Origin of the sequence: Pseudomonas sp. DR208, from assembly GCF_019823005.1 — a bacterium.
Classification (GTDB): Bacteria; Pseudomonadota; Gammaproteobacteria; order Pseudomonadales; family Pseudomonadaceae; genus Aquipseudomonas; species Aquipseudomonas extremorientalis.
In genome coordinates, this window is the sequence record NZ_CP081944.1 from 564,592 (window position 1) to 588,156 (window position 23,565).

Sequence of the window (23,565 nt, forward strand, 5' to 3'; positions counted from 1 at the left end):
TCGAAATGCGCCAGCCAGCTGTAGTCGCCGCTCATTGGGTGCTCCTTGCAAAGCCGCAGGCGGCGCGTTTTTCCAGGAAGTGCATGCCGGTCATGGCCAGCACGGTGAGGCCCAGGTACATGAAGGCGGCGACCATGAAGAAGGTGAAGGGCTGCTTGGTGACAGTCACGCCGATCTGCGCATGGCGCATGATTTCTTCCAGGCCGATCACCGATACGAGGGCGGTGTCCTTCATCAGGATCATGAACAGGTTGCCCAGGCCCGGCAGGGCGATGCGCCACATCTGCGGCATGATCAGCCGGGTGAAGATCCGGAACTTCGACAGCCCCAAGGCTACACCCGCTTCACGGTGGCCCTTGGGAATGGCGAGGATCGCGCCACGGAACACTTCGGTCGCGTAGGCGCCAAAGCACAGGCCCAGGGCAATGACCCCGGCGGCGAAGGCACTCAGGGAAAGGTCGGGGTTGCCGAAGAACTCACCGAGGGCACGCATCAGGTTGACCGTGCCGAAGTAAATCAGCAGCACCCACAGCAATTCGGGAATGCCACGCACGATGGTCGAATACGCACCGCCCACCCATTGCAGCGGCTTGTACGGCGAAGTCTTGGCCAAGGCCCCGGCAAGGCCGAGCACCAACCCCAGGCACAGGGCCGTGAGCGCCAGTTTGACGGTCATCAGCGCGCCGGCGGCAAGCGCCGGGCCGAATCCGTAGAGATCGAAATTCATGGTGTTTTCATATCGCGGCAGGCATTGCAAAAAGCCGACGCGCTCAGGTGAGCGCGTCGGGCATACCGTTCAGATCATTCGATGCTGAAAGGGAAGTACTTGTCGTTGATCTTCTTGTAGGTGCCGTCTGCCTTGATCTCTGCCAGGGCTTTGTTCAGGCGCTCGCGCAGTGGGTCGCCCTTGCGTACGGCGATACCGATCTTGTCGCTTTCTACAACCGGGTCGCCCTTGAACTCGTAGGCCGAACCGTCTTTGCTCTTGAGCCATTCGTACTGCACGTACTTGTCGGCGAGGATGCCATCCAGGCGACCGGAGGTCAGGTCGAGGTAGGCGTTTTCCTGGGTGTCGTACAGCTTGGCTTCGGTTTCAGGCAGCTTGTCTTCCAGGTAGGTACCGGCCAGCGTCGCGCGTTGTGCACCGATGACCTTGCCTTTCAGGTACGCCGCGTCAGTCTTGAAGTCGGCGGTGGCTTTAGGCGCGATGAATTGCAGCTTGTTGGAGTAGTACGGGTCGGTGAAGTCGACGGCCTGCTTGCGCTCGTCGGTGATCGACAGCGAGGACACCAGGAAGTCGAACTTCTTGGCGTTCAGGGCCGGGATGATGCCGTCCCAGTCGGACACATACACTTCGCACTTCTCGACTTTCATCTTGGCGCAAAGGGCGTCGCCGATGTCTTTGTCGAAGCCGACCACGTTGCCGCTCGCGTCTTTGTTGTTGAACGGCGGGTAGGCCGCTTCAATCCCCATTTTCAAGGTTTCTGCCATGGCCGTGGCGCTGAACGCCATCGAGACGGCCGCGGCCAGAAGGAATTTTTTATAGTTCTGCATGCATGTTGCTCCGTTAGCGGTTGCTGGACATGAATTGTTTGCAGCGCGCCGAAAGCGGGTTTTCAAACACCTGCTGTGGCGATCCTTGCTCTTCGACCAGGCCCTGGTGGAGGAACACCACTTCACTGGACACCTGACGGGCGAAGCCCATTTCATGGGTGACCAGCAGCATGGTGCGGCCTTCTTCGGCCAGCGCGCGGATCACATTAAGTACTTCCTGAACCATTTCCGGGTCAAGCGCGGAAGTGGGCTCGTCGAACAGGATGACCTTGGGCTGCATCGCCAGGGTGCGCGCGATGGCGGCCCGTTGTTGCTGGCCGCCGGACAATTGCGCGGGGTAGGCGTGGCGCTTGTCGGCAATGCCGACCTTGTCCAGCAGCGCTTCGGCGACTTCGATGGCTTCGGCCTTGCTTTGGCCGAGCACGCGGCGCGGGGCCTCGATGATGTTGTCGAGGATGCTCATGTGCGGCCACAGGTTAAAGTTTTGAAACACAAAACCGATTTCGCTGCGCAGGCGGTTGATCTGCTTGCCGTCGGCGGCCATCAGTTCGCCGTTTTTCGCGGCCTTGAGCTTGAGTTCTTCGCCGGCCACCAGGATCTGGCCCTGGTGCGGGTTTTCCAGCAGGTTGATGCAGCGCAGGAAGGTGGACTTGCCGGAACCGGAGGAACCCAGGATCGAGATCACATCGCCGTCGCGAGCGGTCAGCGAGATACCTTTGAGTACCTCCAGCTCACCATAGCGTTTATGCAAGTTGCGGATTTCAAGCGCGGGCGTGGCCTCGGCCATGTGGGGTCCTCATTGTGTTCGTTGCAATCCTGCTGTTGGGCCGCCTTCCTGGCGAGGCGCCAAGCTAGCATAGCGTCCTGATGGCAGCCAACAGCGCGGCCGACGGTAAACCGATGGTGTGCGGCGGGGTGTCGCATCGGCACAGCAGCGTGTCGCGCCATCAACAACCGAACAACCGTTTGAACCCGGAAAACCGCAGGCTTTGCGTAAAAAAGGGCGCGATGGTGCCAGCTTTGGCCGGGTGTTGGAAGGGTTAACCGGGCAAACGGTGCTTATCAGCCCTTTTATGGAGCGTCACGTACTTTTTGTGTGTGTTTATGGTGCGTTTATTCGTCTTGAATGTGAGTCGCACGGTAACGCTATAGCGGAATGCCATTGTTCTCAATGACTTGCGGTGGTTGTTGAATCGTCCTACAGCCCGCGTCAATCGTGGCTCTGTAACATTTTGGCGCAAATCTTGCGTAAAAAATAAAGAACGCCCTGTTGGTTTCTTTTCACGAGAAAGATCCCGGGCCGGGTGGACCGTTTTCGCAATTCCTCGCAAAGGTGTGTCAATGAGTAGTACGCAAAGCTCCAATGACCTCGAACAGGGGCTCAAACCGCGTCACGTCACCATGCTGTCGATTGCCGGCGTCATCGGTGCCGGTCTGTTTGTAGGCTCCGGCCACGCGATTGCTGCCGCCGGCCCGGCCGTACTGCTGGCGTATGCCGCAGCGGGCACGCTGGTGGTATTGGTGATGCGCATGCTGGCCGAAATGGCCGTGGCGTCGCCGGACACCGGTTCGTTCTCCACTTATGCCGACCGTGCGATTGGCCATTGGGCCGGCTTCACCATCGGCTGGTTGTACTGGTGGTTCTGGGTCTTGGTGATTCCGTTGGAAGCCAACGCCGCCGCGACCATCCTGCATGCCTGGTTCCCGGATGTGGCTATCTGGGCCTTTACCCTGATCATCACCCTGCTGCTGACGGCGACCAACCTGTTCAGCGTGAAGAACTACGGCGAGTTCGAGTTCTGGTTCGCGTTGATCAAGGTCGTGGCGATCGTAGGCTTTGTGATCCTTGGCCTGGCCGCGATTTTCGGTTTCCTGCCGACCAGCCAGGTCAGCGGTGTTTCCCATCTGTTCGATACCCAGGGCTTTATGCCAAACGGCATGGGCGCCGTACTGGCTGCGATCCTGACCACCATGTTCTCGTTCATGGGGACCGAGATCGTCACCATCGCCGCCGCTGAATCGAAGAACCCAGGCCAGCAAATCACCAAGGCCACCAACTCGGTGATCTGGCGGATTGGTTTGTTCTACCTGCTGTCGATCTTCATCGTGGTGTCCCTGGTGCCTTGGAACGATCCGACCCTCGCGGCCGTGGGTTCCTACCAGACCGTGCTGGAACGCATGGGTATCCCGAATGCCAAGCTGATCGTCGACCTGGTGGTACTGGTGGCCGTGACCAGTTGCTTGAACTCGGCGCTGTATACCGCTTCGCGCATGCTGTTCTCCCTGGGCCGTCGCGGTGATGCACCGGCCGTGGCCAAGCGTACCAACAAGAGCGGCACGCCCTACTGGGCGGTGTTGTTGTCCACCGGTGCGGCGTTCCTGGCGGTCTTCGCCAACTACGTGGCCCCGGCGGCGGTGTTCGAGTTCCTGCTGGCCAGCTCCGGCGCCATCGCGCTGCTGGTGTACCTGGTGATCGCAGTATCGCAACTGCGCATGCGCCAGAAGCGCACGGCGGCGGGCGAGAAGATTGTCTTCAAGATGTGGCTGTTCCCTGGCCTGACCTACGCGGTGATGGTGTTCATCGTGGGGACGTTGACCATCATGCTGTTCCAGGAAGCGCATCGGGTCGAGATCATTGCGACCGGTGTGCTGAGCTTGCTGGTAGTGGCGGCGGGCCTGCTGGTGGCGAGTCGCCGCAAGGCGCAGCGAGTGGGGGCTGCGGTACTTAACTGACCCAATGTGGGAGGGGCAAGCCCCTCCCACTTTGTTTTTGCGTCAGGCTTCCGGGGTGATCAGCGCCTGAGACGCCGCGACGTAATCGGCCTGGAACTGCGGCGACTCGATCCACGCCAATGCAGCCGCCTCATCATCGGTATCCGTCGCCCACTGTCGATACTCGATCAGCGCCGCCAGGATGAAATCGGTGGCCTGCTCTTCACCTTCCTGCTCCAGCACCAGCGCCAACAACGGGTGCGCCAGGAATGCCGTGCACAACGCCTGCTGGCTGGTTTCGCCTGCAGTGCGCATCTCGACAAACATCTCCGTCAAATCCACCGACTCCAAGTCAATGCGGCTGTCATCGCCGGCAAACGCATCCGGTTTGGTCGCGACGGCGCGCTGGGTGCGGTTCTGCTTGGCCTTGGCCTTGGCCCGGTGGGCGCGTTTTTGCTGCTTGTTCGGCGAGGCCATGGGGTTGGCGTCCTAGGGTTCTGGATCGGGGGGAGTATTGAAGCGCAGGTTGGGGGAAATCCCAAGGGTATCTGCGGCCAATTGACCGTTTTGAAGCCACGCCAATGCAATCGGCCATAAACGGTCCTGATATTCGCTGCGGAAAAAGGCGAAGTGCCCGACCTGGTTTTCGCCGATATCTTCCGGCGTTATGCGCAGGTGCGTACGCTCGCTGCCGTCAAAATAACCCAGCAACCGCTCGATGGCCGCCACGGTGCCGAAGGGGTCATCCGTGATGCTGATCGCCAGTATCTGCGCCTTCACGCGGCTGAAGGGCAGGTTGCCCAGCGCTCGACCGCTGGGGCGTGTTTCATATCGGGGCGTCGGCATGCTCCAGTCGCGCACTACGCCGGCTGGCGTATCTTCCAGCCAGCCCAGGCGCTTGCCGGGGAAGTATCCGCACAGTGCCGTCAGCAGCGGCATTACCACATGCCATTTGGCAAACATGCGCCAGCGTCCGCTCGGTGCGTAATCGCGCCAGTAGGCGAACTGTGCGCCCACCGTGACGATCCGTCGAATAGCAGCACCCGACGCCGCGAGCCCTGCCGCGCAACCGCCAAAGCTGTGGCCGACTACGTCAATCGGCTGCCCTGGGAACTCCCGTTGCGCACGCGTGAGCATCGCCTCGAAATCCAGCACGCCCCAATCCGACCACGAGGCCTTGAAGTGGCGCAGCGAGCCGTTGCGGGATTCGCCGATGCCACGGTAGTCGTAGGTGAGGACATCGAAGCCGTTGGCGAACAGGTAGTCGGCGAAGCGAGCGTAGTGGCGGCAGCGTACGGAGGTGGCGGCGTTGATGATCACCACCGGGCGTGCGGGGTCGGTCCTGATATGGCGCCAAGCGAAGCCGCCCAGGATATGGCCGTCGGCGGCGGGTTCCTTGAAGGGTTCGCTGTGATCGCGTGCAGACGGGGCTGGAGGCAATTGTAAAGAGGCGTCGTTCAAATTCATTGGTTTCTCGACCTCGATCGGTTTCTTGTTTTTTTAGAAACAATTGCTCAGTTTGCCAGCACTTGCGCTGTCATTTGGTGGTTTATCAAATGACGGATTGGATCGCCTGCTTGCGTCGCTCGACCTGGAGCCGGTAGATGCATAACCTTGCACTCTTTCGATTCGACTAGACCATCTTATGACCCGCGATGCCCTCGAACACAACCAGATTCCGATCTACCTCGTCACTGTGTTTCTGGCCGTCGTTTTCGGTCTGCTTCCCCTTTCATTCGCCCACGATCTCAGCGCACTGGTCACCCCCGCCATCGCCGTGCTGATGTACGCGATGTTCCTGCAAATACCGTTTCTGGACCTGCGTCAAGGCTTGGGTAACAAGCGCTTCCTGTCGGCATTGCTGCTGGTCAACTTCATCCTGGTGCCCTTGCTGGTGTGGGCGCTGACCCAAAGCCTGGTCGGGCGCCCGGCGTTGCTGGTGGGGGCGTTGCTGGTGTTGCTGACGCCTTGCATCGACTACGTGGTGGTGTTTACGCATATCGGCAAGGGCGATTCGCGGCTGATGCTGGCGGCGACGCCGGTGCTGTTGCTGCTGCAGTTGGCGCTGTTGCCGTTGTACTTGGGGTTGATGCTGGGGCCGCAGTCTGAGGTCGTGGTGGAGGTGGGACCATTTGTCGAAGCATTCCTGTCGTTGATTGTGATGCCGATGATTCTGGCAGTGCTCACGACTTCCCTGGCGCGGCGATCATCTGTCGTCAACGCGTGGAGCAGCGCCTGGGCGTGGCTGCCCGTGCCGGCGATGGCGCTGGTGTTGTTTGTGGTGATCGGTTCGCAAATCACTTCCGTGGTGCGGGATATCAACCTGCTGTTGCCGGTGATTCCGGTGTATATCGGCTTTCTGCTGTTGGCGCCGTTGATGGGTGCGCTGGCGTCGCGGCTGTTTGCGCTCCCGGCCGCAACGGCACGTGCGGTAACATTCAGCGCATCGACGCGCAATTCGTTGGTGGTGCTGCCCTTGGCGCTGGCCCTTCCCGAGGATGTGCGCGGGTTGGCGGCGACGGCGGTGATCCTGCAAACCCTGGTCGAACTGGTCGGGGAGTTGATTTATGTGCGGCTGATCCCGAAGTGGGTGTGGCCCGCAGGTCGGTAGACGCACAAATCTTCCAGTCTGTTCAGGCGCTATTCAGCAGGGCGGTCGGCACCATAAGTCGGCGCCCCTTACCTGACAGGTCAACCGATGGATCACCGCAACCGTTTTCGCCTGGAATCCTCAGGGATTTTCCTCTTCGCTCTATTGTTGTTCACCCTGGGCATCTGGGATCAACAGCCCCAAGGGTTTGATGGCCGATGGGCGCTGTTCCTGCAAGAGATGTTTCGCCATGGCGTGAGCTTTTTCCCGACCACCTATGGCCTGCCCTACGCGGATTATCCCGGCACCGCGACCTTCTTCAGTTATGTATTTGCCAGGCTGTTCGGTGCGCCCAACCATCTGGCGAATATCCTGCCGACCGCCCTGGCTTCTGCTGGCGTAGTCGCGGTGGTCTATCGCTTGCTGGTGCCTGCGAGCCGGCCGTGGGCACTGCTCACGGTGCTGCTGACGCTGCTCACCACCCAACTGCTCGAAAAGTCCCGCTCGGTATGCCTGGACCAGATGGTGGCGTTGCTCTGTGTAGGCAGTTTCTACCTGCTGCACAGCGGCGGACGCTGGAGGCGGCTTGCGGTGTTCCCGCTGTTTGTCCTGGGTTTTGCGATACGCGGGCCATTGGGGTTGATCGAAGTCTGTGGTGTGGTGTGTGTGTATTGGGCACTGGCCAAGCCTGGCGAGCGTGTGAAACAGGTGCTGATTCACGGCATCGTCGGCGTGGTGCTGCTGGCAGCCTGTTGGTGGCTGCTGGTGAAGCTGGCGCGCATCAGTGGGGGAGACGCGTTTGCCGATGAGGTGTTCAAGATGCAGGTCGGCGGACGCCTGGATGAAACTGGCGAGCCGTTCTACTTCTATTTCCAGTTGAGTCTGTACCGCTATTTCCCGGTGGTGCCATTGGCGCTGGCCACGATGATTGCCCTGCGTCATCGCTGGCCCGAGCGGTTTGAGGGCGACATGCAACTGGTTGCGCGGCTGGGTGCCTGCGGCTTGATGATCTTGCTCGGGCTGTCGATACCGCACTTCAAGCGCGCTTATTACATCCTGCCCATGGTGCCGATGTTCGCGGCTGTCGCGGCCTATGGGCTGCTCCAGGCGCAAGGCTGGCTCACGGGCGTGCGCCGCTGCTACGAAGCGCTTGTCGTCGCGCTGCCGGCGTTGTGCGTGGTTGCGATCTTTGTGTGTCGGCATGGCTGGCAGAAGCACGGTTACTGGCCGGCTGTTTCACTGCCGTTGCTGATTGGCGGGCTGGTGGTGCTGCAGGTGGCGGCGCTGATCGCCTGGCATCGCGGAGGGCGGTTGGTGTGGCTCAGCCTGATCGCGTTGATGGCGCAGTGGGTGGTGTTGGTCACTGTGGTGGAGCCCTCCAAGGATATGCAGTTCGATACTCGGAAGTTTGTCGGCCAGGTGGAGGCGTTGCGTGCCGCGCAACCGGGACCGCTGGTGTTTATCAATCTCGGCCGAGACACTTGGGCGGTGCGCTACATGATGAACCTGGACCATGATGAGCAGCCGATCTTTATCGAAGGCAGCGAAATTGAGCGACTGGGAACTTTGCCTCGACCCGCCTGGGCAATTGTGTCGCGCAAGGAAACCACGTTGCTGCAAGGAACGCCTCTGGAGAAGCAGACGCCAAGGTTTGAAGGGCGGCTGAACGACAATCCGCTGATGGTGTTCTTGTTGAAGTAATAGAGGTCGTTCGTTTCGGGGTGGCGTAGGCCGCCCCTGGACAACGCAATAAACGACAGACAACAAAAAACCCGCACTAGGCGGGTTTTTGTGTGTTTCAAATGACGTTTGCACCACTTGAAACTGAATAGTGGTGCCCAGAGACGGAATCGAACCGCCGACACGGGGATTTTCAATCCCCTGCTCTACCGACTGAGCTATCTGGGCAACGGGGCGCATTAAACGGGTTTTTCAGGGGGTCGTCAAGCAAGTTTTCGAAAAATATTTAATTATTACCGTCGCTTACGTGCCGGCCCCGGTTTTTGATCAATTATTGAGCAGGCGGCACGTAGCCGTCGGCCTTGGCGTATTCCTCGCCGGAAAAGAACTTGTCCATCTCGCCCGCCAGGTATTTGCGATCTTCGGCGTTCATCATGTTCAGGCGTTTTTCGTTGATCAGCAGGGTCTGGTGTTTCAACCAGTCGCCCCAGGCTTTGGCCGAGACATGTTCGAAAATGTCCTGGCCCTTGGCGCCTGGATACGGAGGGCGTTCCAGGCCGGGCAATTCTTCTTTGTACTTGCGGCACATGATGGTGCGGGTCATGACGACACTCCTGCATTCAATACGTCGGCCGCGCGTTTCAGCAGTTTTTTTACCGGGGCGGCAAGGCCCAGGCGCGGCGGGGTGGCGAGGTTATACCAGAGCCAGTCGGCCTCGGCCACGTGATGGGCGGTTTCCTCGACCTGGATCAGCCAGGGTTCGATGGCGAGCTGGAAGTGGCTGAAGGTGTGGATCAACCCCGGCAGCGCCTGTTGGTTGCCCAGTTCCAGCGCATGCTGGTGGGCCAGATGTTCCAGGTCTTGCAGGTCATCCAGCTCCGGCAAACTCCACAGGCCGCCCCACAGCCCGGTGGAAGGACGACGGTAAAGCAGGATCGCGCCCTCGGCATTCGCCAGCATCGGCATCAGCGTGCGCTTTTGCGGGATGGTCTTGCGCGGCTTGGGGATCGGATAGCGCGTCTCCAGGCCGAGCATGTGGGCTTCGCAATGTTTTTCCAGCGGGCACAGCAGGCAGCTGGGCTTGCTGCGGGTGCAGAGGGTGGCGCCCATGTCCATCATCGCCTGGGTGTAGGCGTTGACGCGGGTCTGGGGCGTGAAGCGCTCTGCGGTGGCCCACAGCTGCTTGGCCACCTTGGGTTCGCCGGGGTAGCCCTCCTGTGCGGTAAACCGCGCCAGCACGCGCTTGACGTTGCCGTCGAGGATTGGCGCACGCAGGCCCATGCTCAGGCTGGCAATCGCGCCGGCGGTGGACAGGCCGATACCGGGCAGCTCGGTGAGCTTTTCGACATCCCTGGGAAACTCGCCACCGTACTCGGCCACGACAATCTTCGCGGTCTTTTGCAGGTTGCGCGCCCGGGTGTAGTAACCCAGGCCGGTCCACAGGTGCAGCACTTCATCTTCCGGCGCGGCGGCCAAGGCTTCGACCGTTGGCAATGACGCCATGAAGCGGTCGAAGTAATTGAGCACCGTGCTGACCTGGGTCTGCTGCAGCATGATCTCCGAGACCCACACCCGATAAGGCGTGATGCCCTGTTGCCAGGGCAGGTCATGGCGACCGTGGCGGTCGTACCAATTGAGCACGGCCTCTGAAAACTGCTCGTTTCTCATCGCTTGAACAGGCCCTTCAATGCATCTTTCAACTGCGGGTTCACCTTGTCGAGCTTCTCTTCCAGCTTGTCGCTGAGCTTGTTGCCGGCCGCCTTGATGGCGACCTGGGTCAAGCCGTCCTTGTCCAGGCGGCAGGCCTTGGCGCCCAGCTCCAGCGGGCCACGGCAGCGCAGCGGCACTTCGATGCCCTGGAAGTTGGAGCCGACCTGGCAGGCAGGGTCCGGCGTTTCACGCTGGTCACCCTCGACAATGATGCCGACGCGGTAGTCCATGCCCAGCACGCGCAAGTCCACATCACCGTTACCGTTGACGGTCAGGCCCGGGATGCGCACTTTCAGGTCAGGGTTGCTGGCCACACCGTTACGCAAGGTCAGGTTGCCTTTCAGCTCCTGGAACGGCGTGTCCTTGCCTGGCGGCGTGCTGCTCAGCGTCTTGCGGTTGAGCAGGGCAATGCCGGTGCACAGTTGTTGCTCAAGGTTGGCGTTGAGCAGCACGCCGTTGTTGATCACGAAACTGGCGGTGCCGTTGAGGCTGTCGATCAGGGCTTTCTGGCTGTTGCCGCGGCCTGTGAGGTTACTGTCCAGGGTGATCTGGCCTTTTACCGGCGGGTTCTGCCCCTGGGCCTGCAGGATGCGCTCGACCGGCACCTGCTTGATCCGGCTCTGCAACGCCAGCACCGGAATATCCTGACGCACATCGAGGCTGCCGTTGGCCTGGAAGGTGCCGTTGTAGAGACCGCCGCTCAAGGTGTCGAGCTTGAGTTGGCCGTCGAGGCCGGACGCTTTGAGCGCCGCATTCTGGATCGGCAATTTGCTCAGGGTCAGTTGACCGAAGGCGAGGTCGGCATCCACGTCCAGCGTGCGCAGGCGCGTCAATGGCAGCAGCTTGTCGGTGCTCCAGGCGCCCTTGGTCGGGGCGTCGGGCAATGGCGTGGTGCCGCCGGCGGCCATGGCACCGGCTTCGCTGTTCTGCACCTCGGCCTGGCGTGCGGCGCTTGCACCTTTGGCGGACTCGGACTTTGCCGGCAGGTAGTTGTCGGCGTTGAATGTATCGCCCTTGAGCTGCGCACGCAGCGACTGTTTGGCGAAATCGTCCACCGCCAGGCGACCGGTGAAGGTGCTGCCGTCGAGTTTCAGGTTCAGGTCTTCCAGCGCCAGGCTGGTCGGGGTGCCCTTGAGGCGACTGACCAGTTCGACCTTGCTCAGGCTGCCCTCGGCCATCGGTGGCAGGGGGTGGCCGACGCTGTCGAGGAACTTGGCCAGGTCGAACTGGGCGATGGACAGGGCGCCGCTGAGCTGCGGGGTCTTGTCCAGGTCGTTGACCTTAAGCTCGCCCAAGGCGCGCAACTGGTTGGCCGAGAGCTTCAGGTTGGTCCATTCGGCGATATTGGCCGCCTGGTCCACCAGCAGTTGGCCCTGGGTGGAGAAGGTCACGGTCTTGCCTTGCAGCGGTTCGCCCGTGGCTTCGCCGGTGATCTTCATGTCTTCCAGCTGATAACGCTTGAGGGCGCGCTGGATGCGCAGGTTGCCGTTGAGTTCGGTCTTGACGCGCATCACCGGCTGGTTGGTGCCGAAGAAGGCAGTGAGCTTCACCGGAATACTGGCGCCTTCGTGCACGGCGCCGGCGCTCAGCTGGATGCTTTCGGCGCTGAACTGCTTGCCGGTCTGCTCGTCGTTGTATTCGATGCGGGCGTTGTTGATGGTCAGGCTGTCGATGTCCAGCCGGATAGGTTTCGAGGGTTTCTCCGGCTCGGGCTCGGCGGCCTGTTCCGCGGCAGCGGGTGCGCTGGCGCTCGGCTCATTGGCGTTCTTGCCGATGTCTTCCCAATCGCCATGGCCTTGTTTGTCGCGGTTCAGGCGCAGGTTGAGGCCTTCGACACGCACATCGCTCATCTGCACTTCACGACGCAGCAGCGGTAAAACCCGTACCGACAGGCCGAGCATCTGCAAGTCGGCGAACGGTTTGGTCGGGTTGGTCAGGGTCGCCACGCTGGCTTCGTGCAGTTCCAGCCCGAGCCAGGGGAACAGGCTCCAGCCGATATCGCCATTGAGCGTCAGCTCGATGTGGGCCTTGTCGCGGGCAATCTGGCGGATCTCATCTTTATAGTCGTTGGGATCGAAGAGGTGGGTCAGGGCGAAGCCCAGGGCCACAATGATCAGCAACAGCCCGAGAAGTACCAGACCCAGGATTTTGCCGAACGCTTTCATGGGCGAGTCCTTGTATGTCGATTTCAAAATTTAGCCGCAGAGTATAACGCCCGACGGCCTGCGTCAGTGCCCCGATCGTTACATTGTATCCAGGGGCCGGGAAACGGGTTTTTGACGTCAAACAAAGCAGATTTCCTGAAAAAGGTGATGGCAGTTTGGTTTTTCTGTCATCCACAGATGCTAATCTCTGCATGTTCGTCCGCCTTCTGCGACTTAACGTCGCGCCTAAAACGGAGCTTCACTCAACAAAACGGCCACGCTTTGCGTGCAAGGCCGAGGGAGAGAGCGCCTGACGGACACATACTAACAACTGGGGGAAACACCAATGAGCACTAGCACTGCGGCAGCTTCATCTGCCGCGCAGCCTGCGTTCCTGTCCAAGGAACGCATTATCGCCAAGCCCGGCTTCAACCGCTGGCTGGTTCCGCCGGCCGCCTTGGCCATCCACCTGTGCATCGGCATGGCCTACGGCTTCTCGGTGTTCTGGCTGCCACTGTCCAAAGCGCTGGGTATCACCAAACCGGTCGCCTGCGCGCCGGACATGAGCTTTATCGCTCAAGTCTTTTCGTCCCAATGCGACTGGCCCATCTCCATGCTGGGCTGGATCTACACGCTGTTCTTCATCTTCCTGGGCTGCTCGGCAGCGATCTGGGGCGGCTGGCTGGAACATGCCGGGCCACGCAAGGCGGGCGTTGTTTCGGCGCTGTGCTGGTGTGGCGGCCTGTTGATTTCGGCGTTGGGGATCTATACCCACCAGATCTGGCTGATGTGGATCGGCTCCGGGGTCATTGGCGGTATCGGCCTGGGCCTGGGCTATATCTCGCCCGTGTCGACCCTGATCAAGTGGTTCCCGGACAAGCGCGGGATGGCCACCGGCATGGCGATCATGGGCTTCGGCGGTGGCGCGATGGTGGGTGCCCCGTTGGCAGCGGCATTGATGGGTCACTTTGCTACGCCCACCAGCGTGGGCGTGTGGCAGAGCTTCCTGGTGATGGCCGCGATCTACTTCGTGTTCATGATCGGTGGCGCCTTGTCCTACCGCGTCCCGCCGACCGGCTGGAAGCCTGAAGGCTGGACCGCGCCGGCGAAAAAAGCCAGCAATGCAATGATCACCCACCGTCACGTACACGTGAACGTGGCGTGGAAAACCCCGCAATTCCGCCTGGTATGGCTGGTGCTGTGCCTGAACGTGTCCGCCGGTATCGGCATCCTCGGCATGGCTTCGCCCCTGCTGCAGGAAGTGTTCGGCGGCAAGTTGCTGGGTGTGGATGTGCCATTCGGCCAGCTGGACGCCGGTCAACTGGCCTCCATCGCCGCCATTGCGGCGGGCTTCACTGGCCTGTTGAGCCTGTTCAACATCGGTGGCCGGTTCTTCTGGGCGTCGTTCTCCGACTACCTGGGCCGTAAAAACACCTACTTCGTGTTCTTCGCCCTGGGCTTTGCCCTGTACGCGCTGATCCCGAACCTGGGGCACCTGGGCAACGTGGCGCTGTTCGTGGCGGCGTTCTGCATCATCCTGTCGATGTATGGCGGTGGTTTTGCGACCGTCCCGGCCTACCTGGCCGACCTGTTCGGTACGCAAATGGTCGGCGCGATCCACGGTCGCCTGTTGACCGCCTGGGCGGCGGCTGGCGTGTTGGGCCCGGTGTTGGTGAACTACCTGCGCGAGTATCAACTGAGCATCGGCGTTGAACGCGCTGCTGCCTATGACATCACCTTGTACATCCTCGCTGGCCTGCTGGTGCTGGGCTTCATCTGCAACCTGCTGGTCCGCCCGGTGGCGGACAAGTACTTCATGACCGACGCCGAACTGGCCGCCGAACAGGCGCTGGGCCATGACAAAGGCGCGGATGCCACCACTTCCCTGGAGTGGAAAGCAGCCCCGGGCACCGTGCCATTGGCGATCGCTGCCTGGCTGGTGGTGGGTATTCCGTTGGCGTGGGGTGTGTGGGTGACCCTGCAGAAGACCGCAGTCCTGTTCCACTAACACCGCAAAAATTTTGTGGGCGCGGTTCCTGTGGGAGCCGGGCTTGCCCGCGATGGCATCACCTCGGTGCAACTGAAACGCCGAGGTGCCTGCATCGCAGGCAAGCCAGCTCCACAAAAGCTGGTTCTCACATGTATGCACATGTCTATCCCCGACACTCCATCAGTCTTATCCCCTCCGATGTTTCTGTTTGGCGCCCGCGCCCCTATAATGGCTGCCTTTTTCGCCCAATGATTTTGCGGAGCTGGTGATGGCCGAACGTAAGGCGTCCGTCGAGCGCGACACTCTGGAAACCCAGATCAAAGCCTCGATCAACCTGGATGGCACCGGAAAGGCCCGATTTGATATCGGTGTACCTTTTCTTGAGCACATGCTGGACCAGATCGCCCGTCACGGGCTGATCGACCTGGATATCGTCAGCAAGGGCGACCTGCATATCGACGACCACCACACGGTGGAAGACGTCGGTATCACCCTCGGCCAGGCGTTTGCCAAGGCCATCGGCGACAAGAAAGGCATCCGTCGCTACGGCCATGCCTATGTCCCGCTGGACGAAGCGCTGTCGCGTGTGGTCATCGACTTCTCCGGCCGTCCAGGCCTGCAGATGCACGTGCCCTACACCCGCGCCACCGTGGGCGGCTTCGACGTCGACCTGTTCCAGGAGTTCTTCCAGGGGTTCGTCAACCACGCGCTTGTCAGCCTGCACATCGACAACCTGCGCGGCACCAACACCCACCACCAGATCGAAACCGTGTTCAAGGCTTTCGGCCGCGCCCTGCGCATGGCTGTGGAGCTGGATGAGCGCATGGCCGGGCAAATGCCATCGACCAAGGGCGTCCTGTAATGCAGACGGTCGCGGTTATCGATTACGGCATGGGTAACCTGCACTCGGTGGCCAAGGCCCTCGAGCACGTAGGGGCCGGCAAGGTACTGATCACCAGCGATGCCAACGTGATTCGCGAAGCCGATCGCGTGGTGTTTCCCGGCGTCGGCGCGATTCGCGATTGCATGGCCGAGATTCGCCGCCTGGGCTTTGACAGCCTGGTGCGCGAAGTCAGCCAGGACCGTCCCTTCCTCGGCATCTGCGTGGGCATGCAAGCCTTGCTCGACCGCAGTGAAGAGAATGAGGGCGTCGACTGCATCGGCCTGTTCCCTGGGCAAGTGAAGTTCTTCGGCAAAGACCTGCATGAAGACGGCGCTCACCTGAAAGTCCCGCACATGGGCTGGAACGAAGTCAGCCAGGCGGTGGATCACCCGCTGTGGCACGACATTCCGGACATGGCGCGCTTCTACTTCGTGCACAGCTACTACATTGCTGCCGGTAAGCCAGGCCAGGTGGTGGGTGGCGGGCACTACGGCGTCGACTTCGCCGCTGCGCTGGCCGAAGGCTCGCGGTTTGCCGTGCAGTTCCACCCGGAGAAGAGCCATACCCATGGCCTGCAATTGCTGCAGAACTTCGCCGCCTGGGACGGGCGCTGGTAATGGCCAGGAAGCCGAAGCAGCCGGTCTTGAACCTCACGCCTGAACAGGAGAGTGAGGCTACCCTCAAGATCAAGCGTTTCATGGAAGATCGCTTCGAGCTCAAGCTGGGGTCGTTCGAGGTCGCCGAGATCCTCGAACTGTTCACCACCGAAGTGGCTCCGCACTATTACAACAGGGCGATTTTCGACGCGCAGACGCTCCTTAAAGAAAGGTTCGAAAGCATCGAAAGCGACCTGTGGTCGCTTGAGAAACCCTGATTTCCCAAGCATTGCTGAATATCGAATAAGGTTTGCCAGATGCTGATTATCCCCGCTATCGATCTCAAGGACGGTGCCTGCGTACGTCTGCGCCAAGGCCGCATGGAAGACTCCACCGTGTTCTCCGATGACCCGGTGAGCATGGCCGCCAAATGGGTGGAAGGGGGCTGCCGTCGTCTGCATCTGGTGGACTTGAACGGCGCCTTCGAAGGCCAGCCGGTGAACGGTGAAGTGGTCACCGCCATTGCCAAGCGTTACCCGAACCTGCCGATCCAGATCGGTGGCGGTATCCGCTCCCTGGAAACCATCGAGCACTACGTCAAGGCCGGCGTGAGCTACGTGATCATCGGGACCAAGGCGGTGAAAGACCCGGCGTTCGTCGCCGAAGCCTGCCGCGCGTTCCCGGGCAAACTGATCGTGGGCCTGGACGCCAAGGACGGTTTCGTCGCCACCGACGGCTGGGCTGAAATCAGCACGGTGCAGGTGATAGACCTGGCCAGGCAGTTCGAAGCCGACGGCGTCTCCGCCATCGTTTATACCGACATCGCCAAAGACGGCATGATGCAGGGCTGCAACGTGCCATTCACCGCTGCGCTGGCGGCCGCCACGAAGATCCCGGTGATCGCTTCCGGCGGCATCCACAACCTGGGCGACATCAAGTCGCTGCTGGACGCCAAGGCGCCCGGCATCATCGGCGCCATCACCGGCCGTGCGATCTACGAAGGGACCCTGGACGTCGCTGAAGCCCAGGCTTACTGCGATGCCTACAACGGCTGAGGACTGACCATGGCGCTGGCCAAACGCATCATCCCTTGCCTGGACGTCGACAACGGTCGCGTGGTCAAGGGCGTCAAGTTCGAGAACATCCGCGACGCCGGTGACCCGGTGGAAATTGCCCGTCGCTACGATGAGCAAGGTGCCGACGAGATTACCTTTCTCGACATCACCGCCAGTGTCGACGGCCGCGATACCACGTTGCATACCGTCGAGCGCATGGCCAGCCAGGTCTTCATCCCGCTGACCGTGGGCGGTGGCGTGCGCACTGTGCAAGACATCCGCAACCTGCTCAACGCCGGCGCGGACAAGGTCTCGATCAACACGGCGGCGGTGTTCAACCCGGAGTTCGTGGGCGAGGCCGCACAGCACTTCGGCTCGCAATGTATCGTGGTCGCCATCGACGCCAAGAAAGTCTCCGGCCCGGGCGAAACCCCGCGCTGGGAGATCTTCACCCACGGCGGTCGCAAGCCGACCGGTCTGGACGCGGTGGAGTGGGCGATGAAGATGGAAGGCCTGGGTGCCGGTGAAATCCTGCTGACCAGCATGGACCAGGACGGCATGAAAAACGGCTTCGACCTGGGCGTGACCCGGGCCATCAGCGATGCGTTGGGCATCCCGGTGATCGCTTCCGGCGGCGTCGGCAACCTGCAGCACCTGGCCGACGGCGTGATCGAAGGCCACGCCAGCGCGGTACTGGCGGCGAGTATTTTCCACTTTGGCGAATACACCGTTCCCGAGGCCAAGGCCTACATGGCGGCGCGCGGTATCGTCGTTCGCTAAACGCTGCTGGACACCATGGCAGGCCAGAGGCACTCTCTGCGCTTGCCATGGATTCCGGTAACTTTCATGTTCAAGCACCTGCTGCTCGCCCTTGCCAGTACGTCCCTCCTGTTGACCGTTCCGGCCAGCGCCGAGGAACCGTCCGACGCCTCCCTGGTGTTGCTGACGGAAAACTTCCCGCCCTACAACATGGCGAAAAACGGCAAGAACTTCGCCAAGGACGAGAACATCGAAGGCATCGCCGTGGACATCGTGCGCGAAACCTTCAAGCGTGCGGGCATTTCCTACAATCTCACCCTGCGTTTCCCCTGGGAGCGCATCTACAAGCTCGCCCTGGAGAAGCCAGGCTACGGCGTGTTCGTGATGGCGCGCCTGCCGGACCGTGAGGCGCTGTTCAAATGGGTCGGCCCCATCGGTCCGGACGATTGGGTGCTGCTGGCCAAGGCCGACAGCAAGATCCAGCTGAACGACCTGGAGCACGCGCGCCGCTACAGGATCGGTGCCTACAAGGGCGATGCCATCGCCGAGACCCTGGAGAAGCAGGGACTCAACCCGGTCGTCGTGCTGCGCGACCAGGACAACGCGCAAAAGCTGCTGGATGGCCAGATCGACCTGTGGGCCACCGGCGACCCCGCCGGGCGTTATCTGGCGCGCCAGATCGGGGTCTCCGGGCTCAAGACAATCCTGCGTTTCAACAGCGCCGAACTGTACCTGGCGCTCAACAAGCAGGTGCCGGATGAAGTAGTGAGCAGGCTTCAAGCGGCGTTGGATCAGTTACGAGACGAGGGGGTCGTGGCTGACATCATGGGGCGTTACCTCTAGTGGCGGCTCCTTTGCGGGAACGGGCTGCGGGCGCTCGGCCTCTACGGAATCGGTGGTATTTGCCTCACTGAAATACACCTGCTCGGTATTGGTGTAGGTCACTGATGTTGCCAGGGGGCTGGCATCCCTGCGCAGCAATGTGTACTCGCTTTCGACCACATAGGCTGCCACGGTCTTGTGGGCCGGGACATATGCAGCGATGTCGGTGGTTTGCGGGGCGGTCCAGCCTTTGGACGAAACGCTCGAGTGAGTGAATGCACTGCCCAGCCTTACCGAGCTTTTCGGGTTGGTTCTGAGAGAATGGCCTGTCCATGCCTCGGTCATGTCGACACCCGTGGCCCACTTGAGAAAGTTGGCTGCGAAACCGGGCGAGCCTTTGGTAATCGTCCATTTGAAGGTCTGGCTGGTGGTCGTTGGGTTGCGCGCCACATCGACCAGTACGTACTTGTCGCGTCTTTGCAGCCTGTAGAAGGGGGACCGCGAGGGTTGCTCGTCGGCTGGCAGCTCCGGGTCGGAGACTAGAAACCAGGGGAGTTGGCAGACATGCAAGGACTCTTCGGCGTCCAGGGTTGAAGGTTGCCCGTCCGCAGACGGTGCGGGCGGGGCCGGGAGCTCGCGCCCTGCCACCTCGGTCAGGGGGATATGCAAGGCATGCGCTAACCCGGGCGCTTCCGGCTTTGCATAGCCCCGCACCCCGAAAAATGTCCCTGGTGCCAGGTAAGCCTCGCCCGGATGAGCGGTCGGCGGCATGACGTCCCAGGCACTGAAGTCGATTTGGCCGCGGCTGCCTTTGTCATTCCAGATCTGATCGGCAACGTAAGCCGGCACGGTCAGGTCAGCCCGCACACAGCGCACGGTGTGCAGCGAAGGCCGTTGATAGCCCACGCCGCATACGGTACCCAGGGCCACATAGCCATCAGGCGGGACCGGCTGCCAGATCGAAATATCAGCGTTGGCGCCTGTGCCGCGACTGTTCCAGACTTCTATGAAGTCTTTCGGTTGGCGAAGTGCGGTGCCGTTGGTTTTGTTGGCTTCGCTGACAACAACCACGGTCTTGCGATGATTCAAATTGTCATGGCTCGGGTGAGCGACGTCTCCCAATGAGGAGAACGAGATCAAGTGATCGGCACTGGTGCTCGGGCGCCAAAGGCTAGCCGACTTTTTGGCTCCCGAGCCTTGGTCGTTCCAGAGTGGGGTGAACTCCGAGGTGAAGTTGATCAGCAGGTCTTTGACTTGGATGGGTTCCATGGGGGTACTCCTTGTGGATGGAATGGTTCTGTCTCTCGATGTGGTCGAGCCGGACCGGTCAGCGGGGCTTGAGCAAGTCCACGCGCAGTGTTGAGGGTTGGTCAGCCTGGTCGTAGGCGTAGGTGCAGATCTTGTAGGGTTTGTCCCGAACGGTGATCAGCCGTGCGTACTGCTCTGTTCGCGTGCTGGGGGAGTCATTGAGCGTGGAAAATATCTCGATAGGTTCGTCCTCCTCCTCCTCCTCCACGGGAGGGGGCGGAAAGGCCAGGTAATCGACTGGCCTGAGGCAGTCGGTCGTGGTGACCGGGCCGAACTTGTAGGAGTAGCGATGCATGAATGGCGGCGCGAGCTTCCAGATCACGGTGTAGGCCGCCAGCCCCTGTTTATCCAGGCTGATGCTCAAGTTCGGCGTGCGTGCCGGCCCGGGTTCGGCCAGTTCCACCGCCAAGGTCAGGGCATTTTTCATCATGCCGTTGGTCGCCTGTTGTTCCTCGGAATCCAAGCCGACGATACACAGCATGTGCATACCGGTTTCCGGTCCGATGGCGTCATTCACGTACGCGTCCTGCGCCTTGATCGGGGTGCTGTAAAGCTCCGGTTTTTCGCAATCAATGGCGCGCCGAGTGGTTTTGTAGCGATAGAGCGCAGTGTTGGTCGTGAAGGAAAGGTTCCAGCGCGGCACGATATCCTTGTGTGTGCCGTCGGGTCGCTTGACGAAGTATTGCTGGATGGGGTCCGGGTGCTGAAAGGAAATGGTGGTGGTCGGGAAGAGTTCGCAGTGTTCACTGTCGGCTTTCAGAACGCCTTCGACAAAGCACCGGTTGAGGAACGTCACCGGGCTGCCGTAGTTCGTTTCGGGGTGCCAGGTGGGCATACCGTTGTTGACCTCGCAGGGCGCGTCCCTTTGGCATTTGCGTTCTTCGGTCTGGCCTGAGGTGCTGGTGCTAAGAATGCCGAAGAGCGTATTAGTCGCCCGCTCCAGCAGTGGCCCGCCGAAGCCGCCGCGGCCGATACCCTGGCATTGGTTTTTCATGGTCACCCGCCACACGAACGGCTGTTCCACCAGTTCGCGCGAGGCTTGCTGCGCGCAGGCGGAGAGATGCAGGGTGTCCCATTCCGGTGCAGCCAGCGCGAGGATATCGACCCCGTCGGCGGGGACCGCTTCGGCCAGTTTCAAAGGGGCGATGCCTGCCTTCAGCAAATCGGCAAGCGAAGCTTTCAGCTCGACGATCGCCAGGTCCACTCCCTGGCTACTGCTCCATTTCAGGGTTTTCAACGGAAAGGTCTTGAGGCTCTCCAGCGTGTCGTCGAAGTAGTTGAAGCTGATGTTGCCTTTGATATCCAGGTCTTTTTGTACCCCGCCGTTATGGCGATGAAGGCAGTGGCTGCTGGTGAGCACATAGGCCGGGCCGGACTTGCCTGCGTCGTCGCGGGTGTCCAGTAGGGAGGCGGTGCAGAGGGCCTGGGCTTCATTGCGGATGCGACCGACGCCAGTCCAATGGGCGTGCTGATGCTGCGCATTGGCGAGCATTCTGGGCGGGCTGGCGTTGGCAAGGCCTTCACCATAGTCCCTTGGTGCCGCGATAAGCAGGTTGGAAAGGCTGCAGAGCAGCAGCCCCGAAATCAAGTGGTGGAGCGTGTTCATGGCATGTCCTGAAAGAGTGAGCGCAAGGCTCGACTATTCAGGAATGTCAGCTGGGCAGTACGGTAGCTATCTAGTACTTGCCATTCTTGCCATGGCCGGCCATTGCCTGGTTACTGCGCACGCTGATCATCAACTTGATATCGATCCACTCCACGCCCTGGGCCTTGAGCTTGGGCAGCTCGCGCTCCAGCACCGCCAGGGTCTGTGGATAAGGATGGCCGATCATCACCGCCGAACCCTGTTTGTGCGCCAGTTTGATTGCGGTCTGCAACTGTGTGGTGATTGCCGCTTCGGTGCGTTCGTCGTCCAGGAACACGTCCCGCGAGACGCTGGCCAGGCCGATCTTCTGCGCCTCGGCGGCGGCGACTGTCTTGGCGCTGGTGCGGCTGTCGACAAAGAATTTGTTGCGCCGTTGCAGCTCGCCCATCAACCAGGCCATGGCCTCGGGCTGCGCGGTCATGCGGCTGCCCATGTGGTTGTTGATGCCCGCGGTGTAGGGCACTGCCTTGAAGGCAGCGTCCAGGCGCCTGCCGAGTTCCTCGATGGGCAGCTCCGGGTGCCAGGCGAACGGGCCGGTGGCCGGGTCCATGGGCATGTGCAGGATCACGATCTTGCCGGCCTTGTGGGCTTCGCGGGCGAATTCGGCGGCGTGGGGCGTGTCGGGCATGATCGCCGTGGTCACCGGCCCGGGCAGGGCCAGCACGCGACGATCCCTGGGCAGATTTTGCCCGAGGTCGTCGATGATAAGGGTCAGGTAGGCTTTGTTGGGCTCGTTGGCCGGGGTCGCATGGGCGACTCCGGCCAGGCTGCACAGCACGGCGATGATCAGGGCAAAACGCATATCAACGGCTGCGCGTAATGCTCAAGCCCTTGAGCAGGCTCAGCGCCTGGGCCAGTTGGTAGTCATCGTCCTGTGGCATCGGCTTGGCTTTCTTGCCGCTGCCGGTGGGCTGGTCGGCGCCGCCGTTGCCATTGCCCAGGTGGCCTTGCAGGTCCGCTTCTTTGTAGTACTCGCTGTCGATCTCGTTGGTGATCTTGGCTTTGCGCACCTCGATGTCCGGCACGATGCCCTGGGCCTGGATCGAGCGACCATTTGGCGTGTAGTACAGCGCCGTGGTGATCTTCAGCGCACGTTCGTTGTTCAGCGGCAACACGGTTTGCACCGAGCCTTTGCCGAAACTGGTGGTACCCATCAGCACGCCGCGCTTCTGGTCTTGCAGGGCGCCGGCGACGATCTCCGACGCCGAGGCGCTGCCGCCGTTGATCAGCACGGCCAACGGGACGTTTTCGCTGAGGTCGTTGCCCGTTGCCGAGAAGCGCAGTTCGGAGTTGGCAATGCGGCCCTTGGTGTACACGATCAGGCCCTTGGTGATGAAGTGGTCGACCACTTCCACTGCCGACTGCAGCACGCCGCCCGGGTTGTTGCGCAGGTCGAGCACGATACCGCTGAGCTTCTTGCCGTTGTCCTTGCGCAGCTTGGCCAGGGCCTTGGCCACTTCGTCGCCGGTCTTGACCTGGAATTGGGTGATGCGGATGTAGCCGTAGCCCGACTCCAGCAGCTGGCTCTTCACGCTCTTGACCACAATGGTCGCCCGGGTCAGCGTCACGTCGAACGGGTTGCCGCCGTCGCGTACCAGGGTCAGGGTGATTTTCTGGCCGATCTTGCCGCGCATCTTGTCGACGGCTTCAGTCATGGTCTGGCCACGGGTCGGCTGGCCGTTGATCTTGACGATGAAGTCGCCGGCCTGGATGCCGGCCTTGGACGCCGGGGTGTCGTCGATCGGCGAGACCACCTTGATGTTGCCGTCTTCGGAGCCGACTTCGATGCCCAGGCCGCCGAATTCGCCGCTGGTGCTTTCCTGCAGCTCGGCAAAATCTTCCGGTCCCAGGTAGGCGGAGTGCGGGTCGAGGTTGCTGAGCATGCCCTTGATGGCATTTTCCAGCAGGGTCTTGTCGTCTACAGGTTCGACATAAGCGGCCTTGATCCGGTCCATGACCTCGGCAAAGGTGCGCAGCTCGTCCAGCGGCAGCGGCGCCTTGGTGGTCGCGGCCGTGCTGGCCGGGGCAGCCTGGTCGGCGAAAGCCAGGGGCGCGCCGATCACCAGGGCGATCGTCAGGGCCAGCGAAGTGAGGCGGGACAAATGCAGCATGTCGAA

General features: G+C 61.2%; 22 protein-coding genes and 1 tRNA gene. 10 read left to right on the forward strand and 13 right to left on the reverse strand.

The window, feature by feature from the left end:
* Positions 1 to 31: 31 nt before the first annotated feature.
* From K5K89_RS02480 to K5K89_RS02490, 3 genes are all read right to left on the reverse strand, one after another.
* On the reverse strand, positions 32 to 727 hold the full coding sequence (locus K5K89_RS02480) for an ABC transporter permease (protein WP_222540802.1): 696 nt from the start codon (positions 725 to 727) through the stop codon (positions 32 to 34).
* Between the two features lie 74 nt (positions 728 to 801).
* The gene (locus K5K89_RS02485; protein WP_071492436.1) at positions 802 to 1,554 is read right to left on the reverse strand and encodes an ABC transporter substrate-binding protein; all 753 of its coding nucleotides are present in this window, start codon (positions 1,552 to 1,554) and stop codon (positions 802 to 804) included.
* 13 nt (positions 1,555 to 1,567) lie between these two features.
* Positions 1,568 to 2,341 carry an ABC transporter ATP-binding protein gene (locus K5K89_RS02490; protein ID WP_012721734.1) on the reverse strand — a complete coding sequence of 258 codons (774 nt, stop codon included), beginning with the start codon at positions 2,339 to 2,341 and terminating at the stop codon, positions 1,568 to 1,570.
* 554 nt (positions 2,342 to 2,895) lie between these two features.
* Between K5K89_RS02490 and gabP the strand changes: the two genes are divergently transcribed.
* Positions 2,896 to 4,287, forward strand: a complete 1,392-nt coding sequence (gene gabP / locus K5K89_RS02495) for a GABA permease (RefSeq protein WP_071492435.1) — start codon at positions 2,896 to 2,898, stop codon at positions 4,285 to 4,287.
* Positions 4,288 to 4,329: 42 nt separating this feature from the next.
* Here gabP and K5K89_RS02500 read toward each other — a convergent pair whose 3' ends face one another.
* On the reverse strand, positions 4,330 to 4,743 hold the full coding sequence (locus K5K89_RS02500; RefSeq protein ID WP_071492434.1) for a hypothetical protein: 414 nt from the start codon (positions 4,741 to 4,743) through the stop codon (positions 4,330 to 4,332).
* 12 nt (positions 4,744 to 4,755) lie between these two features.
* Complete coding sequence (locus K5K89_RS02505; RefSeq protein ID WP_222540803.1) at positions 4,756 to 5,733, reverse strand: alpha/beta fold hydrolase; 978 nt, start codon at positions 5,731 to 5,733, stop codon at positions 4,756 to 4,758.
* 178 nt (positions 5,734 to 5,911) lie between these two features.
* Here K5K89_RS02505 and K5K89_RS02510 point away from each other — a divergent pair, with 178 nt between their 5' ends.
* On the forward strand, positions 5,912 to 6,877 hold the full coding sequence (locus K5K89_RS02510; protein ID WP_222540804.1) for an arsenic resistance protein: 966 nt from the start codon (positions 5,912 to 5,914) through the stop codon (positions 6,875 to 6,877).
* An 87-nt stretch (positions 6,878 to 6,964) separates the two neighbouring features.
* Positions 6,965 to 8,557: an ArnT family glycosyltransferase gene (locus tag K5K89_RS02515; RefSeq protein WP_222540805.1), complete on the forward strand. Its 1,593-nt coding sequence runs from the start codon at positions 6,965 to 6,967 to the stop codon at positions 8,555 to 8,557.
* A gap of 131 nt (positions 8,558 to 8,688) precedes the next feature.
* On the opposite strand, the gene K5K89_RS02520 is transcribed toward K5K89_RS02515, so the two are convergent.
* From K5K89_RS02520 to K5K89_RS02535, 4 genes are all read right to left on the reverse strand, one after another.
* Positions 8,689 to 8,764: transfer RNA gene (locus K5K89_RS02520), tRNA-Phe, on the reverse strand.
* Between the two features lie 103 nt (positions 8,765 to 8,867).
* Complete coding sequence (locus K5K89_RS02525; RefSeq protein ID WP_028615361.1) at positions 8,868 to 9,140, reverse strand: oxidative damage protection protein; 273 nt, start codon at positions 9,138 to 9,140, stop codon at positions 8,868 to 8,870.
* Complete coding sequence (gene mutY, locus K5K89_RS02530; protein ID WP_071492430.1) at positions 9,137 to 10,204, reverse strand: A/G-specific adenine glycosylase; 1,068 nt, start codon at positions 10,202 to 10,204, stop codon at positions 9,137 to 9,139. Before mutY ends, K5K89_RS02525 begins: the two co-directional genes overlap by 4 nt.
* The gene (locus tag K5K89_RS02535; RefSeq protein WP_222540806.1) at positions 10,201 to 12,411 is read right to left on the reverse strand and encodes an AsmA family protein; all 2,211 of its coding nucleotides are present in this window, start codon (positions 12,409 to 12,411) and stop codon (positions 10,201 to 10,203) included. Before K5K89_RS02535 ends, mutY begins: the two co-directional genes overlap by 4 nt.
* A gap of 325 nt (positions 12,412 to 12,736) precedes the next feature.
* On the opposite strand from K5K89_RS02535, the gene K5K89_RS02540 reads away from it, so the two are divergent.
* From K5K89_RS02540 to K5K89_RS02570, 7 genes are all read left to right on the forward strand, one after another.
* Positions 12,737 to 14,398, forward strand: a complete 1,662-nt coding sequence (locus tag K5K89_RS02540) for an OFA family MFS transporter (protein WP_071492428.1) — start codon at positions 12,737 to 12,739, stop codon at positions 14,396 to 14,398.
* A gap of 250 nt (positions 14,399 to 14,648) precedes the next feature.
* Positions 14,649 to 15,242, forward strand: a complete 594-nt coding sequence (gene hisB, locus K5K89_RS02545; RefSeq protein WP_017849940.1) for an imidazoleglycerol-phosphate dehydratase HisB — start codon at positions 14,649 to 14,651, stop codon at positions 15,240 to 15,242.
* Positions 15,242 to 15,880 (forward strand): imidazole glycerol phosphate synthase subunit HisH, encoded by a 639-nt coding sequence (gene hisH / locus K5K89_RS02550; protein WP_071492427.1) that lies wholly within the window; start codon positions 15,242 to 15,244, stop codon positions 15,878 to 15,880. The genes hisB and hisH overlap by 1 nt, the downstream gene beginning before the upstream one ends.
* Positions 15,880 to 16,137, forward strand: a complete 258-nt coding sequence (locus K5K89_RS02555; RefSeq protein WP_071492426.1) for a DUF2164 domain-containing protein — start codon at positions 15,880 to 15,882, stop codon at positions 16,135 to 16,137. The genes hisH and K5K89_RS02555 overlap by 1 nt, the downstream gene beginning before the upstream one ends.
* Before the next feature lie 39 nt (positions 16,138 to 16,176).
* Positions 16,177 to 16,914, forward strand: a complete 738-nt coding sequence (hisA, locus tag K5K89_RS02560) for a 1-(5-phosphoribosyl)-5-[(5-phosphoribosylamino)methylideneamino]imidazole-4-carboxamide isomerase (protein ID WP_093121475.1) — start codon at positions 16,177 to 16,179, stop codon at positions 16,912 to 16,914.
* 9 nt (positions 16,915 to 16,923) lie between these two features.
* Positions 16,924 to 17,694 (forward strand): imidazole glycerol phosphate synthase subunit HisF, encoded by a 771-nt coding sequence (gene hisF, locus K5K89_RS02565; RefSeq protein WP_003171107.1) that lies wholly within the window; start codon positions 16,924 to 16,926, stop codon positions 17,692 to 17,694.
* Between the two features lie 66 nt (positions 17,695 to 17,760).
* Positions 17,761 to 18,516 (forward strand): substrate-binding periplasmic protein, encoded by a 756-nt coding sequence (locus tag K5K89_RS02570; protein ID WP_071492424.1) that lies wholly within the window; start codon positions 17,761 to 17,763, stop codon positions 18,514 to 18,516.
* Here K5K89_RS02570 and K5K89_RS02575 read toward each other — a convergent pair.
* From K5K89_RS02575 to K5K89_RS02590, 4 genes are all read right to left on the reverse strand, one after another.
* A complete protein-coding gene (locus tag K5K89_RS02575) occupies positions 18,469 to 19,764 on the reverse strand; it encodes a Vps62-related protein (RefSeq protein WP_222540807.1) in 1,296 nt (431 codons plus the stop codon). The two genes, K5K89_RS02570 and K5K89_RS02575, sit on opposite strands and share 48 nt — an antisense overlap.
* Before the next feature lie 58 nt (positions 19,765 to 19,822).
* The gene (locus tag K5K89_RS02580) at positions 19,823 to 21,409 is read right to left on the reverse strand and encodes a trypsin-like serine protease (protein ID WP_222540808.1); all 1,587 of its coding nucleotides are present in this window, start codon (positions 21,407 to 21,409) and stop codon (positions 19,823 to 19,825) included.
* Positions 21,410 to 21,479: 70 nt separating this feature from the next.
* Positions 21,480 to 22,250, reverse strand: a complete 771-nt coding sequence (locus K5K89_RS02585; protein ID WP_071492421.1) for a divergent polysaccharide deacetylase family protein — start codon at positions 22,248 to 22,250, stop codon at positions 21,480 to 21,482.
* Position 22,251: 1 nt separating this feature from the next.
* Positions 22,252 to 23,559, reverse strand: a complete 1,308-nt coding sequence (locus tag K5K89_RS02590) for a S41 family peptidase (RefSeq protein WP_071492420.1) — start codon at positions 23,557 to 23,559, stop codon at positions 22,252 to 22,254.
* Between the last annotated feature and the right edge of the window lie 6 nt (positions 23,560 to 23,565).